At 70.8% G+C, this 15681-nt stretch carries 18 protein-coding genes; 9 read left to right on the top strand and 9 right to left on the bottom strand.

Going from position 1 to position 15681, the window contains the following annotated elements; translation table 11 throughout:
* The first annotated feature begins 105 nt into the window (after positions 1-105).
* Together TSH58p_RS11405 and TSH58p_RS11400 are read left to right on the top strand one after the other, a co-directional pair.
* Positions 106-1356 (top strand): adenylate/guanylate cyclase domain-containing protein, encoded by a 1251-nt coding sequence (locus TSH58p_RS11405; protein WP_109069992.1) that lies wholly within the window; start codon positions 106-108, stop codon positions 1354-1356.
* A 54-nt stretch (positions 1357-1410) separates the two neighbouring features.
* A complete protein-coding gene (locus TSH58p_RS11400; RefSeq protein ID WP_109069991.1) occupies positions 1411-2877 on the top strand; it encodes a fused MFS/spermidine synthase in 1467 nt (488 codons plus the stop codon).
* A 4-nt stretch (positions 2878-2881) separates the two neighbouring features.
* On the opposite strand, the gene TSH58p_RS11395 is transcribed toward TSH58p_RS11400, so the two are convergent.
* The 4 genes from TSH58p_RS11395 to TSH58p_RS11380 form a co-directional block, all read right to left on the bottom strand.
* Positions 2882-3433, bottom strand: a complete 552-nt coding sequence (locus tag TSH58p_RS11395; protein ID WP_109069990.1) for a universal stress protein — start codon at positions 3431-3433, stop codon at positions 2882-2884.
* A gap of 3 nt (positions 3434-3436) precedes the next feature.
* On the bottom strand, positions 3437-4216 hold the full coding sequence (locus TSH58p_RS11390; RefSeq protein ID WP_109069989.1) for a TIGR02186 family protein: 780 nt from the start codon (positions 4214-4216) through the stop codon (positions 3437-3439).
* Complete coding sequence (locus TSH58p_RS11385; protein ID WP_014238878.1) at positions 4213-5130, bottom strand: sulfite exporter TauE/SafE family protein; 918 nt, start codon at positions 5128-5130, stop codon at positions 4213-4215. Before TSH58p_RS11385 ends, TSH58p_RS11390 begins: the two co-directional genes overlap by 4 nt.
* 63 nt (positions 5131-5193) lie before the next feature.
* Positions 5194-6204 carry an adenosine kinase gene (locus TSH58p_RS11380; protein WP_109069988.1) on the bottom strand — a complete coding sequence of 337 codons (1011 nt, stop codon included), beginning with the start codon at positions 6202-6204 and terminating at the stop codon, positions 5194-5196.
* A 204-nt stretch (positions 6205-6408) separates the two neighbouring features.
* Here TSH58p_RS11380 and TSH58p_RS11375 point away from each other — a divergent pair, with 204 nt between their 5' ends.
* Complete coding sequence (locus tag TSH58p_RS11375) at positions 6409-7101, top strand: EI24 domain-containing protein (RefSeq protein ID WP_109069987.1); 693 nt, start codon at positions 6409-6411, stop codon at positions 7099-7101.
* Between the two features lie 67 nt (positions 7102-7168).
* Here TSH58p_RS11375 and TSH58p_RS33920 read toward each other — a convergent pair whose 3' ends face one another.
* Complete coding sequence (locus tag TSH58p_RS33920) at positions 7169-7510, bottom strand: hypothetical protein (RefSeq protein WP_247874031.1); 342 nt, start codon at positions 7508-7510, stop codon at positions 7169-7171.
* Between TSH58p_RS33920 and TSH58p_RS11370 the strand changes: the two genes are divergently transcribed.
* Positions 7497-8111 carry a polymer-forming cytoskeletal protein gene (locus TSH58p_RS11370; RefSeq protein WP_247874030.1) on the top strand — a complete coding sequence of 205 codons (615 nt, stop codon included), beginning with the start codon at positions 7497-7499 and terminating at the stop codon, positions 8109-8111. The two genes, TSH58p_RS33920 and TSH58p_RS11370, sit on opposite strands and share 14 nt — an antisense overlap.
* Before the next feature lie 110 nt (positions 8112-8221).
* Here TSH58p_RS11370 and nth read toward each other — a convergent pair whose 3' ends face one another.
* The gene (gene nth / locus TSH58p_RS11365; protein WP_247874029.1) at positions 8222-8881 is read right to left on the bottom strand and encodes an endonuclease III; all 660 of its coding nucleotides are present in this window, start codon (positions 8879-8881) and stop codon (positions 8222-8224) included.
* Positions 8882-8974: 93 nt separating this feature from the next.
* On the opposite strand from nth, the gene TSH58p_RS11360 reads away from it, so the two are divergent.
* Positions 8975-9487 carry a DUF2244 domain-containing protein gene (locus TSH58p_RS11360; protein WP_247874028.1) on the top strand — a complete coding sequence of 171 codons (513 nt, stop codon included), beginning with the start codon at positions 8975-8977 and terminating at the stop codon, positions 9485-9487.
* A gap of 88 nt (positions 9488-9575) precedes the next feature.
* A complete protein-coding gene (locus tag TSH58p_RS11355; RefSeq protein ID WP_109069984.1) occupies positions 9576-10478 on the top strand; it encodes a methylated-DNA--[protein]-cysteine S-methyltransferase in 903 nt (300 codons plus the stop codon).
* Between the two features lie 20 nt (positions 10479-10498).
* On the opposite strand, the gene dapB is transcribed toward TSH58p_RS11355, so the two are convergent.
* Both dapB and znuA read right to left on the bottom strand, forming a co-directional pair.
* Complete coding sequence (gene dapB, locus TSH58p_RS11350; RefSeq protein ID WP_109069983.1) at positions 10499-11296, bottom strand: 4-hydroxy-tetrahydrodipicolinate reductase; 798 nt, start codon at positions 11294-11296, stop codon at positions 10499-10501.
* A gap of 71 nt (positions 11297-11367) precedes the next feature.
* Positions 11368-12345 carry a zinc ABC transporter substrate-binding protein ZnuA gene (gene znuA / locus TSH58p_RS11345; protein ID WP_109069982.1) on the bottom strand — a complete coding sequence of 326 codons (978 nt, stop codon included), beginning with the start codon at positions 12343-12345 and terminating at the stop codon, positions 11368-11370.
* A 152-nt stretch (positions 12346-12497) separates the two neighbouring features.
* Here znuA and znuC point away from each other — a divergent pair, with 152 nt between their 5' ends.
* Both znuC and znuB read left to right on the top strand, forming a co-directional pair.
* Positions 12498-13259, top strand: a complete 762-nt coding sequence (gene znuC, locus TSH58p_RS11340; protein WP_109070013.1) for a zinc ABC transporter ATP-binding protein ZnuC — start codon at positions 12498-12500, stop codon at positions 13257-13259.
* Positions 13252-14040 (top strand): zinc ABC transporter permease subunit ZnuB, encoded by a 789-nt coding sequence (znuB, locus tag TSH58p_RS11335; RefSeq protein WP_109069981.1) that lies wholly within the window; start codon positions 13252-13254, stop codon positions 14038-14040. The genes znuC and znuB overlap by 8 nt, the downstream gene beginning before the upstream one ends.
* 3 nt (positions 14041-14043) lie before the next feature.
* Here znuB and TSH58p_RS11330 read toward each other — a convergent pair whose 3' ends face one another.
* On the bottom strand, positions 14044-14928 hold the full coding sequence (locus TSH58p_RS11330; protein ID WP_109069980.1) for a LysR family transcriptional regulator ArgP: 885 nt from the start codon (positions 14926-14928) through the stop codon (positions 14044-14046).
* Between the two features lie 107 nt (positions 14929-15035).
* Between TSH58p_RS11330 and TSH58p_RS11325 the strand changes: the two genes are divergently transcribed.
* Positions 15036-15635, top strand: coding sequence for a LysE/ArgO family amino acid transporter (locus tag TSH58p_RS11325; protein ID WP_109069979.1), 600 nt, complete (start codon positions 15036-15038; stop codon positions 15633-15635).
* The last annotated feature ends 46 nt before the right edge of the window (positions 15636-15681 follow it).

The following is a 15681-nucleotide window of genomic DNA, read 5'->3' as shown; positions in this document are numbered from 1 at the left end:
GATATCCTCCATCGGCGCCGAACAACACTGGCGGCGTAGGCGAAACTTGGGCAGAATCCGCCGACAGATCAAGCATCGCATCTTTATGGTTATCGATCCGTGAGCATGGCACCGCCCGCGGCCACCGCACCGGCCACCGCACCAGCCACCCCCGCGGCCTCTTCCATCGACGACGCCGCGCGGGAGGTCGTCGAATGGCTGCTGCTGGAAGGCCGGCACGCCCCCGGCTTCGAGCCGATGATGGACCGCTTCTGCCGGCGCCTGATGGCGTCCGGCGTCCCGCTGCTGCGCGCGGTCTGCGCCCTGCCCCTGCTGCACCCGCAGATCCGCACCATCGCCTTCTTCTGGCGCCGCAACGCCGATCAGGTGGAGACCACCACCCGCGCCCACGGCACGGAAAACAGCACCGAATATCTGACCAGCCCCTTCGCCACCCTGATCGAGGACGGCGCCGACGGCCTGCGCTACCGGCTGGAGCAGATGGAGCCGCCCTGGCCCTACCCGGTCTTCGCCGAGCTGCGGGCGCAGGGGGCGACGGACTATGTCGCCATGACCGTGCTGTTCGCCGGGGGGCGGCGCAACGTGCTGAGCTTCACCACCGACCGGCCCGGCGGCTTCTCCACCGCCGATCTGGCGCTGGTCGACGCGGTGCTGCCGGCGCTGGGCGCGGTGCTGGAGACGCTGGCGCTGCGGCGGCTGGCGACGACGGTGCTGGACACCTATGTCGGCCACCGCACCGGCGCGCGCATCCTGTCCGGCGACATCCGCCGCGGCACCGGCGCCAACGTCCGCGCCGTGCTGTGGTACTGCGACCTGCGCGGCTTCACCTCGCTGGCCGACCGGCTGCCGCGCGAGGAGCTGATCGCCCTGCTGAACGGCTATTTCGAGATCATGGGCGGCGCCGTGGAAAGCCGCGGCGGCGAGATCATGAAGTTCATCGGCGACGCCATGCTGGCCATCTTCCCGCTGGAGGAGGGCGACCCGACCGGGGCCGCCGCCTGCGCCAAGGCGCTGGACGCCGCGGAGGAGGCCCTGACCGACATGGCCGCCCGCAACGCCGAACGCGCCGCCTGGGGCCAGCCGACCCTGCGCTGCGGCATCGCGCTGCACATGGGCGAGGTCATGTACGGCAACATCGGCTCCGCCAACCGGCTGGACTTCACCGTCATCGGCCCGGCGGTCAATCTGGTCAGCCGGATCGAGGGGCTGTGCAGCCGCCTGGACCGCAACGTCCTGACCTCCGCCGAGGTGGCCGAAGCCTGCGCCAGCCGCCTCGTCCCGGTCGGCTGGCATCCGGTGAAGGGGCTGAACGACCCGATCGAGGTCTATGGGCTGAAGGGAGAACACACGGGCTGATGGAAGACTTGGTTTGATGAACTGGGCGCTGCAACGAACCCCCGGGCCCCGGCCTTGAGCGGTCCCGATCCCTCCCCCGCCCGCCCGTCCCTCCGCCCCGTCGCGCTGGCCGCCGCCGCCTTCTCCGCGGGCTGGTCGCTGATGATGATGGAGATCCTGGGCGGGCGGCTGATGGCGCCGCATTTCGGCTATTCGGTCTATCAATGGGGCGCCGTCATCGGCGTGGTGATGACCTTCATGGCCGCCGGCTACTGGACCGGCGGGCAGCTCGGCGACGGGCCGAAGGCGGTGCCGGCGCTGCGCGCCGCCCTGCTGGCCGGGGTCGCCGCGGCGGCGCTGACGCCCTGGCTGGGCAAGCCGATGCTGGCCGATGCCGCGGGCCGCTTCAACGCGGTGGAGGGGTCGGTCGTCGGGGCGGCGCTGATCCTCGGCCTGCCGTCCTTCGCGCTGGCCATGGTGTCGCCGATCTGCGCGGGCCTGAGCAGCCTGACGGGTGCGGCGGCGGCGGGGCGGATCTACGCGGTCGGCACGCTGGGCAGCATCGGCGGCACCTTCTTCGCCTCCTTCTACGCGATCCCGCAGGTCGGGGTGTCGGCGGGCTACGCCCTGGCGGCGGTCCTGCCGGCGCTCGCCTGCCTGTTCGTTCCGGGTGGGAAACGGGTGGCCGCCGTCGCGGCCTTGGCGGTTCCCCTGGCCTGGGCCGCCGGCCATGGCGAGGGGCAGGGCTTCGCCCTCTACCGCGAGACGCCGCACAACACCATCATGGTGCAGGAGGACGCCGAGCAGATCCGCCTGCATCTGAACGTGGCCTGGGCGACCCAGTCGCGGCTGCGCAAGGACGGCGGGCGGACCGGCCTCTATTACGACCTGTTCGCCGCTGTCCCGGCCCTGGGCAACGGCACGCGCGTCCTGGTGCTGGGGCTGGCCGGCGGCGCGGCGGCCAAGGAGATCCTCGACGTCTGGCCCGGCGCCGACATCCTGGGGGTGGAGCTGGACCCCGCGGTGGTCGAGGTGGCGCGCGAGAGGTTCGGCCTGCGGCCCGAGGTGCGCGTCGCCGTGGAGGACGCCCGCCGCCATGTCGAGCGGTCGCCGGAGCAGCATGACGTGGTGATCGTCGATCTCTACTCGACCGCGCTGATCCCCTTCTTCACGGCGACCCGGGAGTTCTTCGCGGCGGTGGAGCGGCGGGTGGCGCCGGGCGGCGTGCTGGTCATGAACGTCGCCTCTCCCATGGACCGCGACGCCCTGGTCGGGCCGCTGGCGGCGACGCAGGGCGCGGTCTTCCCGTCGGTGTACGTCGCCGACGCCGGGCGGGGGAATTACCTGCTGATCGCCACGAAGGAGGCGCGTACGCTTGAGGATCTGAGCGTACGTCTGCGCGCCGCTCCGGCGGGTGCGGCGTACGCGGCCTCGCGCATCCTGGAGACGCTGGCCCCCGCCGGGCTGGAGGGCCATCCCGTGCTGACCGACGACCGGTCCGACATCGACCAGCGCAGCCTCACCGCCCTTTACGGGCGTTGACGCGTCACGTGATGGCGTCGAGCGCGTCGATGCCGATGCCCCCTGGCACGATGGTCAGCGGAATGCGCATCTTCGCGAGTCCGCGGTTGGTGAAGTAGGAGATCAGCGGCCCCGGCCCCTCCGGATCGACGCCAGCGGCCAGAACGAGGATGGAGATGCTCGGCTCCTCGTCGATCAGGGCCAGAACCTCGTCGCGGCGGTTGCCCTCGCGCACGTACAGGGCCGGCAGGGTGCCGGTCAGGCGGTTCACGTCGCGCGCCAGCTTCTGCAGCTTCTGCTCCGCCTCCGCGCGCTGCTCCTCGCGCATCAGGTTTTCCAGGGCCAGCCACTGCTGCACCTCGCCCGGCTCGATGACGTAGAGCAGCGCCACCTTGCCCCCCGATTTGCGGGCGCGCAGGCAGGCGTAGCGCAGGGCGAGCTGAAGCTCCGGGCTCTCGTCCACCACGACCAGGAAGATGCGGACCGGCGGCTTGGCCGCGGCCTCCGGTTCGGCTGCGGCCGGGCCGGTCGCCGTGGAATCGGTCACAATCGGATCGGTCGCAATCGGATCGGACATCGGTCACACCCTCCGGAAGATGGCGCCGGCCAGCCAGCCGGCGGCGATGGCGCCAATCACCGCGGCAACACCGTAGATCATCGGCTGGTTGCGCGCAAAGTCGTAGATTTCCGCGCTGAAGCCGACCTTGGACACCACCAGCGGCGTGGTCTGGGCGCTGACCACTTCGCCGTCGCGGATCAGCAGCGCCTCCACATTGTACAGCCCCGTGGGCACGTTGGCCGGGAAATAGATGTTGGTCCGGAACAGCCGCTCGCCCAGGAAGGACACCTGCCCCAGCGTGATGCCGTAGAGCCCGGCGCGCTGCTTGTTGCGGATCAGGGCGGAGCGGAACAGGGCGAGCTGGTCCGGGGCCAGCTGCTCGCGCGGGCCGAGCTGGAGGTTCGGCAGGCCGATCTGGTGGCGCTCCAGCACCGGGCGGCCGACGAACTGGTCCAGCGGCCGGTTCGTCGCGACCATGTAGTATCCGGGCACCTGCTCGAACCGCACGCTGCGCGCGTTGATCCAGATGCCGGCGATGCGCTCCTTGCGGCGCACCGTGACCGGGGTGCGCGGGCCGGTCACCACGATGGCGACGTCGCCCGCCCCGTCGGTGGTGCCGAACAGCACGACCTCCGTCCCGGTGAAGCCGGTGGTGATGGCGATGAGATGGCTCGACAGGTCGGCGACGAGCTGCTGCGCCCACACCGTCGCGGCCAGGAACACCCCCGCCAGAAGCCCCGCCAGCCCGCCGGCGACCCGGACGGACCACAGCCGCCCGGCGCCCTTGCCGACAGCCGTCACGACATCCTCGTCGAGATGGTGAAGACGTCGTTGGGCTCGACCACCAGATCGAAGGCGAGCTTCAGCGCCACCGCGACGACCAGCGAGGCCAGCAGAAGGCGCGCCTGCTCGCCGCGCAGCCGGCCGCCGGCCTTGGTGCCGAACTGCGCGCCGACCACCCCGCCGATCAGCAGCAGCAGCGCCAGCATCACGTCCACGGTCTGGTTGGTCGCCGCCTGGAGCAGCGTCGCCATGGCCGTGGTGAAGATGATCTGGAACAGCGAGGTGCCGGCCACCAGCCCGGTCGGCATGTTCAGCAGATAGATCATCGCCGGCACCAGCATGAAGCCGCCGCCGATGCCCATGATCGCCACCAGCATCCCGCCGACCGCCCCGATCCCGGCCGGCAGCAGGGCGGAGATGTAGAGCTTGGAACGCTGGAACCGCATCTTCAGCGGCAGGCCGTGCAGCCACATGTGGCGGTGCAGCTTGCCCCGCTTGGCGGTGGGGGCGCGGCGGCGGATCAGCGCGCGGCTGGCCTCCACCATCATCATCGTGCCGATGGTGCCCAGGAAGAAGACGTAGGACAGCGTGATCGCCGCGTCGATCTGGCCGATCCGCTGCAAAATGGAGAAGATCCAGACGCCGACCACCGTGCCCACCATGCCGCCCAGCAGCATGACGACGCCGAGCTTCACGTCCACGTTGCCGCGCCGCCAGTGGGCGAGCACGCCCGACACGCTGGCGGCGACGAGCTGGTTGGCCTGGGTGCCCACCGCGATGGCGGGCGGAACGCCGATGAAGATCAGCAGCGGCGTCATCAGGAAGCCGCCGCCCACCCCGAACATGCCCGACAGGAAGCCGACGAGCCCCCCCATGCCGAGCACGAGCAGGGCGTTGACCGACATCTCGGCGATCGGCAGATACACTTGCATGGGGGCAAAGCCGGCGGACGGGAAGGTCCGCCAGCTTATACCCTACAGGCGCTGTTCCGGCAATTAGGCCGGAACGCCCGCGCCTTTCAGCAGATCGGGCAGCAGATCGGCCAGCACGACGTCCGGGCGGGCGCCGACATGGCTGATGATCTCCGCCGCGGCCAGCGCGCCGATGCGGCCGCAGACCTCCGGAGCCAGGCCACGGGTGAAACCGTAGAGGAAGCCGGCGGCGTAGAGGTCGCCGGCCCCCGTGGTGTCGACCACACGGGCCACCGGAGCGGCCGGAACCTCGACCACCTCGCCGCCGGAGACGATGACGGCGCCCTTCTCGCTGCGCGTCAGGGCGGCGGTCTTGCCGAGGCGCTTCACCGCCTCCAGCGCGTCCTCGAAGCGGTCGGTCTTGTAGAGGGCAGTGATCTCATGCTCGTTGGCGAACAGGATGTCGACATGGCCCTCGACGAGGTCCAGGAACTCCGCGTGGTGGCGATGGACGCAGAAGCTGTCGGACAGCGAGAGCGACACCTTGCGCCCGGCGCCGTGGGCGGTGGACGCCGCCTTGCGGAAGGCCTCCTTGGCGCGGGGCGGGTCCCACAGATAGCCTTCCAGATAGGTGACCTGCGAGTTGGCGATCAGCGCCTCGTCGATGTCCTCCGGCCCCAGCTCCACGCAGGCGCCAAGGAAGGTGTTCATCGAGCGCTGGGCGTCCGGCGTCACCAGGATCAGGCAGCGCGCGGTCGGGGCGCCGCCATGGCCGGCCGCCGTCTCGAAATGCACGCCGGCGGCGCGGATGTCGTGGCGGAAGACCTGGCCGAGCTGGTCGCCATGGACCTTGCCGATGTAGGCGCCCTTGCCGCCCAGCGAGGCGATGCCGGCCATGGTGTTGCCGGCGGAGCCGCCCGACACCTCGATGCCCGGACCCATGCGGCCGTACAGCTCCTCGGCGCGGGCGGCGTCGATCAGCGTCATCGCCCCCTTCTCGATGCCGTTGGCCGTGAGAAAGGCGTCGTCGGCATGGGCGATCACGTCGACGATGGCGTTGCCGATGCCGGTGACGTCGAATTCGGCCGTGGCCATGGGCGCTCCTTGAGATGCGGGGAAATGCGGTGTCTGGACCGTGGATGAAAACCGGGCGCGAGTATAGCGGCCCGTCTTCACATCTCAAGCGCGGCGCAAGGCCGCCAGGCCGCGTCCCTTGGGCGGGACCACTGGAACGGAGCGGCCCGCCGTCGTAGATAAGCGTCGCCCGACCGCCACGGCCCCATCGAAAAGAGAGCCCGTATGATCCGCGCCCTGCTTCTCGCCATCGGACAGCTTTCCGACCCGGCATCCCGCCGCGTCGTGTGGATCGGCGTGCTGTCCGCCATCCTGGCCTTCGCCCTTCTGGCCGGAGCGGTGTGGTGGGCGCTGTTCCACACGGCGCTGACCGGCTACGCCTGGGTGGACGGGGTGCTGGACGTTCTGGGCGGGCTGGCCGTCCTGCTGCTGGCCTGGGTGCTGTTTCCGGCCACGGTCGGCATGGTGTCCAGTTTCTTCCTGGACGAGGTGGTGCAGGCGGTGGAGCGGCGCCACTATCCGCAGTTGCCGCCGCCCCGCCAGACCGGCCTTGGGGAAGAACTGCTGACCGCGCTGCGCTTTTTCGCCATCGTCCTGCTGGTCAACCTGTTCGCCCTGCCCCTGTATCTGATGGTGCCGGGGTTGAACCTGCTGATCTTCTACACCGCCAACGGCTATCTCCTCGGCCGCGAATACTTCGAGATGGTGGCGATCCGGCGGATGGGACGGAAGGAGGCGGGGTTTCTGCGGCGTTCCAGCCCGTTGAAACCATTTTTGGCTGGCGCGGTAATTGCCTTTCTTTCGACAATTCCTTTCGTCAACCTGCTGGTGCCGGTGATCGCGAGCGCCTTCATGGTCCATATCTACCATTCCATGACGGGGTCCATGACGGGCCTTCCCCGCCGGGAAGGGGCGTGACGGACCGCCGGGCGGCGCGGCCCCGACCGTGCACCAAAGCCCACTTGCGGCCGGCCGGATGACCGTGTTACCCCGGCGGGGTGGTCTTTTGGCTGCCGTCGATCGGGCCCGGTTCATGCGAAACCGCCTCCGATGACCCGACCTCAACGACCTGACTGACCTGGGGATCAACGTTCATGCTGTTCGGACGAAAGAATCCGCCCGTCGGTGCGCCGAAGACCCAAAGCGCCGACCCGGCCACCCCGGCCGCACCGCAGGCGGGCGCCGCCGAACCCGCGGCGGCGGTGTCGCCGCTCGCCTCCCTGAGCAACCCGTCCGCGGCGAAGCCGCCGGCCGCCCCCGCCCCGGCCGCCCGCGCGCCGCAACCCGAGCCGATTTCCTCCAAGGGACCCGAGATGAACACGAGCACCCCGAAGCCGCCGGCCGGCGCCCCGATCCCCGGTTCGAGCTACAAGCCGACGGACATTCCGCGCCGCACCGTCGATCTGCCGGGTGCCACGCCGCGCCGCCCCGAGGGGTACGGCGCTCCGGCTTCAGCGCCCGCCGCTGCCCCCGCCCCGGTCGCTCCGGCGCCCGCCGCTCCGCTCGCCAGCGACCAGCGCCGTCTGATCGTCGGCCGCGACATCTCGCTGAACGGCGAGATCGGGTCCTGCGACGTGCTGGTCGTGGAAGGCACGGTGGAGGCCAAGCTGCGCGACGGCCGGTCCATCGAGATCGCCGAGACCGGCCTGTTCAAGGGCGCCGTGGAGATCGACGAGGCCGACATCGGCGGCCGCTTCGAGGGCGACATCATCGTGCGCGGCCGCCTGACCGTGCGCTCCACCGGCAAGATCAACGGCTCGATCAAGTACGGCGAGCTGGCGGTGGAGGCCGGCGCCCTGCTGAACGGCGAGATCGGCAAATACACCCCGGCGTCCAAGCCCGCCGCGGCTCCCGCCGCCCCGGTGGAAGCGGCCCCGGCCCCAGCGTCGACGGCGTCGGCGCTCGACCCCATCGTGGTGGACGGCTAAACGCCGTTAAACGCGGCTTCGCGATCAAGCCCGGCGGGGATCGAACCTCCGCCGGGCTTTTTCTTTTTCCAGTTATCGCAGGCGTTTCACGGGAAACATCACACGACGCCTCACACCACGGCGGCCGGCAGGACCTTGTCCTTGAAGCCGCACAGGTCGCTGACCGGGCAGACGAGGCAGTCGGGCTTGCGGGCCTTGCAGACGTAACGGCCGTGCAGGATCAGCCAGTGGTGGGCGTGCCGGCGGTAGGCCTTGGGAACCACCTTCAGCAGCTTGGCCTCCACCGCGTCGGGCGTCTTGCCGGGGGCGAGGCCGGTGCGGTTGCCGACGCGGAAGATGTGGGTGTCCACCGCGATGGTCTCCTCGCCGAAGGCGACGTTCAGCACCACGTTGGCGGTCTTGCGCCCGACGCCGGGCAGGGTTTCCAGCGCCTCGCGGTCGCGCGGCACCTCCCCGCCATACTGGGCGACCAGGATTTCCGACAGCTTGATGACGTTCTTGGCCTTGGTGTTGAACAGGCCGATGGTCTTGATGCAGCCGCGCAGCCGTTCCTCACCCAGCTCCACCATCTGCTGCGGCGTGGTGACAATCCGGAACAGCGGGCCGGTGGCCTTGTTGACGCCCACGTCCGTGGCCTGGGCCGACAGCACGACGGCGACCAGCAGGGTGTAGGGATTGACGTATTCCAGCTCGCTCTTCGGCTCCGGGTTGGCGGCGCTGAGGCGGCGGAAGAATTCCTGGACGGCGGCGGGCTTCATGGCGCGCAGCATAGCGGGACCCTGGCCATCCATGCAAACATGGCGAAGGGGCCGACGCGCTGGCTGGAACGCGCGCCCGGGCCGCACTAGTTTGTGTGCATGACCATGGCCCGTCATAGCCTGCCCCCGGCTCCCCGCGTCTTCTTCGACGCGATCCTGCACCCGCACCGCAGCCTGGGACGGCACGGATTCCGTGTTCTGATGGGCGTGGTGATCCTCGTCAACCTGCTGATCGCCGGGATCTTCGCCGCCACTGGGGCGTGGCCGGTGGTGCCCTTCTGCGGGCTGGACGTGTTGATCCTCTGGCTGGCCTTCCGCGTCAACAACCGCGCCGCCCGGCTCTACGAGCGGGTGCGCCTGACCGACACCGACCTGACCGTCCAGCGCGTCGTCTGGAACAAGCCGGAGCGGCGCTGGAGCTTCCAGCCCAACTGGCTGCGCGTCACCATGGACGACCCGCCCCGGCACGGCAGCCAGGTGACCCTCTCCTCGCATGGGCAGTCGGTGACCGTCGGCGCCTTTCTGACGCCGGACGAGCGGGCGGATTTCGCCCAGGCGCTGCGCGGCGCTCTGGCGCGGTGGCGCAGCACCCCCTGCCATCCCGAACCGGTGCCCTGACCGCAGGGTGTTTGCGCAAGAATCGGGTTGGTCGGCCCGCTCCGGCGGCGCATCCTGCGCCGGTCATGGAGCCTGGGAGAGAACCGCCATGTCGTGCCTGAATCGCGCCGAAGATCCAGTCGATGCGCGGCGCCACCGCGCCATTGCCGCCGCCATCCGCCACCTCGTGGACCACTGGCAGGACCAGCCGGGACTGGACGAGCTGGCCGCGGTCGCCGGCATGAGCCCGTTCCATTTCCAGCGGCTGTTCACCCAGTGGGCGGGGATCAGCCCGAAGCGGTTCCTGCAATTCCTGACGCTGGACAACGCCAAGCGGCTGCTCGCCGCGAACCAGAGCGTGCTGGACGTGGCGCTGGACGTCGGGCTGTCCGGCCCGTCGCGTCTGCACGACCTGTTCGTCGCCTGCGAGGCGATGACGCCGGGCGAGTACAAGGCGCTGGGCGGCGGGCTGACCATCCGCTGGGGCCTGCACCCGACCCCCTTCGGCCCGTCGCTGGTCGCCGCCACCGAACGCGGCGTCTGCTGGCTGAGCTTCGCCGAGGAGGAGGACGGGCGCGACGCGCTGGCCGAGATGGCCGCCGCCTGGCCCGCCGCCCGTCTGGTCGAGGACGCCGACGCCACCCGCCCGGTCGCCGCCCGCGCCTTCCGCTGGGACGGTTCCGCCAAGGACGGTTCCACAGGGGGTGAACCGCTGCGCCTTCTGATGAAGGGCACCAATTTCCAGATCAAGGTGTGGGAGGCGCTGCTGCGCATCCCCTCCGGCGCCGTCGTGTCCTACGAGGACGTGGCCCGCGCCATCGGCCAGCCGACCGCCATGCGGGCGGTTGGGGCGGCGGTGGGGCGCAACCCGGTCTGCGTGCTGATCCCCTGCCATCGGGTGATCCAGAAGTCGGGGATCATCCACAACTACCGCTATGGCGTCCCCCGCAAGCGCGCCCTGCTCGCCTGGGAGCAGGGGCACGCCATGCCGGAGGACGAGGCTGCGGCATAAGGGGGCCGCAGCGTAGGGGATCACATCCCCAGCACGTCCTTCATGCTGTAGAGGCCCGGCTGCTTGTCGTTGGCCCACAGCGCCGCGCGGACCGCGCCCTTGGCGTAGATCTGCCGGCCCGACGCCTTGTGGGTCAGCTCGACCCGCTCGCCCTCGGCGGCGAAGACCACGGTGTGGTCGCCGATCACGTCGCCGCCGCGCAGCGTGGCGAAGCCGATCTCGCCGCGCGGGCGCACGCCGGTGTGGCCGTCGCGGACCTTCTGCCAGACATCCTCCAGAGCCACCCCGCGCCCCGCCGCCGCCGCCCGTCCAAGACCGAGCGCGGTGCCCGAGGGAGCGTCCACCTTGTTGCGGTGGTGCATCTCCAGGATGTCGATGTCGTAGTCGTCGCCCAGCGCACGGCCGACCTGCTCGACCAGAGCCAACAGCAGGTTGACGCCCAGCGACATGTTCGGCGACTGGACGATGGGGGTGTGGGTGGCGGCCTGGGCGATGGCCTCCTGCTGGGCCGGGCCGATGCCGGTTGTGCCGATGACCAGCACCGTTTCCGACTGGGCGGCCAGCGCCGCGTGGCGGACGCTGGCGTCGGGGCTGGTGAAGTCGATCACCGCGTCGGCCTCGGCGAACAGCGCCGCCGTGTCCTCGATGGCGACGACGCCCAGCGGCTCGATGCCGGCGAGCGTGCCGATGTCCTTGCCGAGCGCGGGGCCGCCCACCCGCTCCGTGCCGCCGGCCAGCGTGCAGCCCGGCGTGGCGGCGATCTCGCGCACCAGCATCTGCCCCATGCGCCCCGCGCACCCGACGACCCCGATCTTCATGCCTGCCTCCCTGGGAGAATTCCGACACGGGTCTAGCACAGCCGGGGGCGGGGCTTAAGCGCCGTGAAGGATCAGGACCCGAGGCAGTCCTTCAGCGACGCGGCGATGCTGCGCATCAGCGCGGGGTAGAGGCTGGGGCCGTCCTTCAGATCCGCCCCTTCGGGGTCGAGCACGCCCTTCTTCGCCGGGGTGCCCTCGACGATGGTGTTCACCAGGGCCGGTTCGAACTGCGGTTCGGCGAAGACGCAGGCGGCGCCGAGGCCGCCGATCTTGGCGCGGATCTCCGACAGGCGCTTGGCCGAGGGGCGGCGTTCCGGGTTGACGGTGATGGCGCCGACGCCGTTCAGGCCGTACTGCGCCTCGAAATACTGGTAGGCGTCGTGGAAGACGACGAAGGGCTTGCCGGCCACCGGGGCCAGCGTCGCCTTCAACTCCGCGTCCAGCGCGTCGATGGAGCGGGCGGTGCGTTCGGCGTTGGCCGTGTAGGCGGCGGCGTTGGCCGGGTCCTTGGCCGACAGCGCCTCGGCGATCGCCGCGACCATGGCGCGGGCGTTGGCGGGGGCCAGCCAGATGTGGGTGTTCACCTCGTCATGCCCGTGATCGTCCTCATGGTCATGCCTGTGATCGTGCTTATGGTCGTGATCGTGCTTGTGTTCATGACCGTGGTCGTGGGCCTCCCAGGCGCCGCCTTCGCGGGCGTCGAGCAGGGTGACGCCCGGCGCCTCCAGCAGCGTGACGGACGTCGCCTTCCTGGCGTTCGCCGTCACCGGCTTGTCGAGGAAGCCCTCCAGCTCCGGCCCGATCCAGAAGACGAGATCGGCGGCGGCCAGCGCCTTCGCGTCCGACGGCTTCATGGCGTAGGTGTGGGGGGACGCCGCGCCGCGCACGATCAGCGCCGGCTCCGCCACCCCCTCCATCACCGCGGCGACCAGGGAATGGACCGGCTTGATCGAGGCGACGACCTTCGGCGCCTCGGCCAGCGCCGGGAACGCGGCGCCCAGGGTGGCAACAAGGGCAAGGAGCGGCAGGGGACGCATCGCGGCGCGCATGGGTGGGTTCCTCATCGTCTGACTGGACAGCCGGGTCTTTCCGGCGCATAGCTGTCTTCGTTTCCAGCAATGTCACGTTATAACATAACATGTCAATCCATCACGGGGCCCATCACGCGTCCCCCCACGCGGCGCGATCGCCGATCCCGTCCCTGGCCCCTCCCCTGATCGATACGAAGGGTTTGACGGTGCGGCTGGGCGGGCGGACGATCCTCGACCGCGTGGACCTGGAGGTGCGGCCCGGCGAGATCGTCACGCTGATCGGCCCCAACGGTGCGGGCAAGACGACGCTGGTGCGCGCCGTGCTGGGCCTCGTCCGCGCCTCGTCCGGGGTGGTGGAGCGCCGCAAGGGCTTGCGCATCGGCTACATGCCGCAGCGCCTGACGGTCGACGCGACCCTGCCGCTGACGGTCCGCCGCTTCCTGGCGCTGTGGCGCCCGGTGCGTGAGGCCCGCATCACCGCGGCGCTGGAGGAGGCCGGCGTCTCCCACCTCGCCGCCAGCCCGGTCCAGACGGTGTCGGGCGGCGAGATGCAGCGGGTGCTGCTGGCCCGCGCCCTGCTCGGCGATCCCGAGCTTCTGGTGCTCGACGAGCCCGACCAGGCGGTGGACGTCCATGGGCAGGCCGAGCTGTTCGGGCGCATCGAGACGCTGCGCCGCACCCGCGGCTGCGGCGTGCTTCTGGTCAGCCACGACCTGCACACGGTGATGGCCCGCACCGACCGCGTGCTCTGCCTGAACGGCCATGTCTGCTGCCAGGGCGCGCCGGAGGACGTGCGGCGCCACCCGGAATACCGCGCGCTGTTCGGCGGCCACGCCGACGCTCTGGCCGTCTATGTCCACCACCACGACCACGCGCACGCCACCGACGGCGCCGTGGTGCCCGGCCATGACGGGGACTGCTGCCATGGATGATTTCGTTCTGCGCGCGCTGGCCGCCGGCTGCGGCATCGCGCTGGTCGCCGGGCCGCTGGGCTCCTTCGTGGTGTGGCGGCGCATGGCCTATTTCGGCGACACGCTGGCCCATTCCGCCCTGCTGGGGGTGGCGCTGGGCTTCCTGCTGGGCGTCAACCCGCTGATCGGGGTGGTCGGGGTCTGCGTCGCGCTGGCGCTGGCGCTGGTCGGGCTGCAGCGGCGCCGCGCGCTGGCCTCCGACACCGTGCTGGGCATCCTGTCGCATTCGTCGCTGTCGCTGGGCCTCGTCGCCATCGCCTTCCTGGAGACGCTGCGCGTCGATCTGGTCGCCTATCTGTTCGGCGACATCCTGAGCGTCACCGCCAGCGATCTGGCCTGGATCTACACCGGCGGGGCAGCGGCGCTGGGCGGTCTGCTGCTGCTGTGGCGCCGCCTGCTGGCGGTGACGGTGGACGAGGATCTGGCGCGGGTGGAAGGAATGCCGGTGGAGGCGCTGCGGCTGGCCTTCATGCTGCTGATCGCGCTGGTGATCGCGGCGGCGATGAAGATCGTCGGCATCCTGCTGATCACCTCGCTCCTCATCATCCCGGCGGCGGCGGCCCGCCGCTTCTCCCGCACGCCGGAGGCGATGGCCGCCTTGGCCTCGGTCTTCGGGATCGCCGCGGTGCTGGGCGGGCTGCTCTCCTCCCTGAACTGGGACCTGCCGGGCGGGCCGAGCATCGTGGTCGCCGCCGCCGCCCTCTTCCTGGCGAGCATGATGGTGCCGGTGGCGAACCGGTAGGCGTCACACTTGTGTCAAGTGGGCGCGCGCCGTCGTCAACACCGAGCGCGTGATGTCGGCCAGGGTGCGGCTGGCGATGCGGCTGCGCTGCCAGAACAGCGGCACGTCGAGCGGCTGGTCGGGCACCAGCGCCACCAGCCGCCCGTCGCGCAAAGCGCCGGCGACCAGCGGCTGCGGATTCATCCCCCAGCCGAGCCCGGCCAGCGCCGCGTCCACGAAGGCGTGGGTGGAGGGCATCCAATGGGTCGGCGAGGCGATCTCCACCCCGAAGGCCTGCCGGGTCCACTGCGTCTGCAGCCGGTCCTTGCTGTTGTAGGTCAGGCGCGGCGCGCGGGCCAGGGCCGCCGCGTCCACCCCGCCGGGAAAGTGCCGGCGCAGGAAGTCCGGACTGGCCGTCGCCACGTAGCGCAGCGCGCCCAGCGGGGTGCTGTCGCAGCCCTGCACCGGCTGGGCGCCGGACGTCACCGCCGCCAGCACCTCCCCCCGGCGCAGCCAGTCGGCGCTGTGCTCCTGGTCATCCAGCACGAGGTCGAACAGCACGTCCGGCGTCCCGGCCATCGCGGCAACGAACCAGGTGGCGAGGCTGTCGGCGTTGACCGCCATGCGCACCGTCACCGCCGGCCCGTCCTGCGGCAGGCCGGGAAGCCCGTCGCGCAAGTCGCTTTCCAGCAGCGCCACCCGCTCCGCGTGCTGGCTCAGCCGCAGGCCGGCGGGCGTGCCGGTGCAGGGCGATCCGCGCACCACCAGGATCGTCCCCATCCGCTCCTCCAGCAGCTTCACCCGCTGCGACACGGCGGAGGGGGTGACGTGGAGCTGCGCCGCCGCCCGTTCGAAGCTGCCGGTGCGGACGACCGCGGCCAGCGCGGCGAGCAGGGCGTAGTCCAGCATGGATTAGCGTTCCTTAATCGGGATAAGGGACTTTAGTTATTCTAATCCAGACGGCGATGGTAGGGGAACGGCCTCCGCCACCGATATCGCCAACGAATGGGGCCGCCATGCTCTCCGCCTTCCTTCCCGGCCTTCTGCTGGGTCTCAGCCTGATCGTCGCCATCGGCGCGCAGAACGCCTTCGTGCTGCGCCAGGGCCTGCGCGGGGAGCATGTGCTGGCCGTCTGCGCGACCTGCGCGGTGTCGGACGCCCTGCTGATCCTGGCCGGGGTCGGCGGCTTCGCCCAGGCCGCGCAATGGCTGCCCTGGCTGGAGACGGCGACCCGCTACGCCGGGGCGGCCTTCCTGCTGGTCTACGGCCTGCGCAGCTTCCGCTCGGCCTGGCGGGCGGGCGGCGCGCTGGACCCGGCGACGGCGGTTCCGGCGGGGCTCGGCGCGACGCTGGCCACCTGCCTGGCGCTGACCTGGCTGAACCCGCACGTCTATCTCGACACGGTGGTGCTGGTCGGGTCGGTGTCCACCCAGTTCGCCGAAAGCAAACACGCCTTCGCGCTGGGGGCGATGACCGCGTCCGTCCTGTTCTTCTTCGCGCTGGGCTACGGCGCGCGGCTGCTGCGGCCCGTCTTCGCCCGGCCCGGCGCGTGGCGGGCGCTCGACACCGGCATCGGCGTCGTCATGTGCGCGATCGCGGTGAGTCTGGTGGCTTGAGCAATGGGATGTCGATAGAAGGCCGGCGCGGGAATCCCCCTTCCCC

This window comes from Azospirillum sp. TSH58 (genome assembly GCF_003119115.1).
In the GTDB taxonomy this organism is placed as follows: Bacteria; Pseudomonadota; Alphaproteobacteria; order Azospirillales; family Azospirillaceae; genus Azospirillum.
This window is presented reverse-complemented; position numbering and strand designations above follow the sequence as displayed.

Excerpts from the sequence above, each read along its gene's own strand:
- TSH58p_RS11395 (WP_109069990.1), bottom strand. The coding sequence starts at position 3,433 with ATGTCCGATCCGATTGCGACCGATCCGATTGTGACCGATTCCACGGCG.
- TSH58p_RS11380 (WP_109069988.1), bottom strand. The coding sequence starts at position 6,204 with ATGGCCACGGCCGAATTCGACGTCACCGGCATCGGCAACGCCATCGTC.
- TSH58p_RS11405 (WP_109069992.1), top strand. The coding sequence starts at position 106 with ATGGCACCGCCCGCGGCCACCGCACCGGCCACCGCACCAGCCACCCCC.
- nth (WP_247874029.1), bottom strand. The coding sequence starts at position 8,881 with ATGCTGCGCGCCATGAAGCCCGCCGCCGTCCAGGAATTCTTCCGCCGC.
- TSH58p_RS11325 (WP_109069979.1), top strand. The coding sequence starts at position 15,036 with ATGCTCTCCGCCTTCCTTCCCGGCCTTCTGCTGGGTCTCAGCCTGATC.
- TSH58p_RS11385 (WP_014238878.1), bottom strand. The coding sequence starts at position 5,130 with ATGCAAGTGTATCTGCCGATCGCCGAGATGTCGGTCAACGCCCTGCTC.
- TSH58p_RS11370 (WP_247874030.1), top strand. The coding sequence starts at position 7,497 with ATGAACACGAGCACCCCGAAGCCGCCGGCCGGCGCCCCGATCCCCGGT.
- znuB (WP_109069981.1), top strand. The coding sequence starts at position 13,252 with ATGGATGATTTCGTTCTGCGCGCGCTGGCCGCCGGCTGCGGCATCGCG.
- dapB (WP_109069983.1), bottom strand. The coding sequence starts at position 11,296 with ATGAAGATCGGGGTCGTCGGGTGCGCGGGGCGCATGGGGCAGATGCTG.
- TSH58p_RS11375 (WP_109069987.1), top strand. The coding sequence starts at position 6,409 with ATGATCCGCGCCCTGCTTCTCGCCATCGGACAGCTTTCCGACCCGGCA.
- znuA (WP_109069982.1), bottom strand. The coding sequence starts at position 12,345 with ATGCGCGCCGCGATGCGTCCCCTGCCGCTCCTTGCCCTTGTTGCCACC.
- TSH58p_RS11360 (WP_247874028.1), top strand. The coding sequence starts at position 8,975 with ATGGCCCGTCATAGCCTGCCCCCGGCTCCCCGCGTCTTCTTCGACGCG.
- TSH58p_RS11330 (WP_109069980.1), bottom strand. The coding sequence starts at position 14,928 with ATGCTGGACTACGCCCTGCTCGCCGCGCTGGCCGCGGTCGTCCGCACC.
- TSH58p_RS11355 (WP_109069984.1), top strand. The coding sequence starts at position 9,576 with ATGTCGTGCCTGAATCGCGCCGAAGATCCAGTCGATGCGCGGCGCCAC.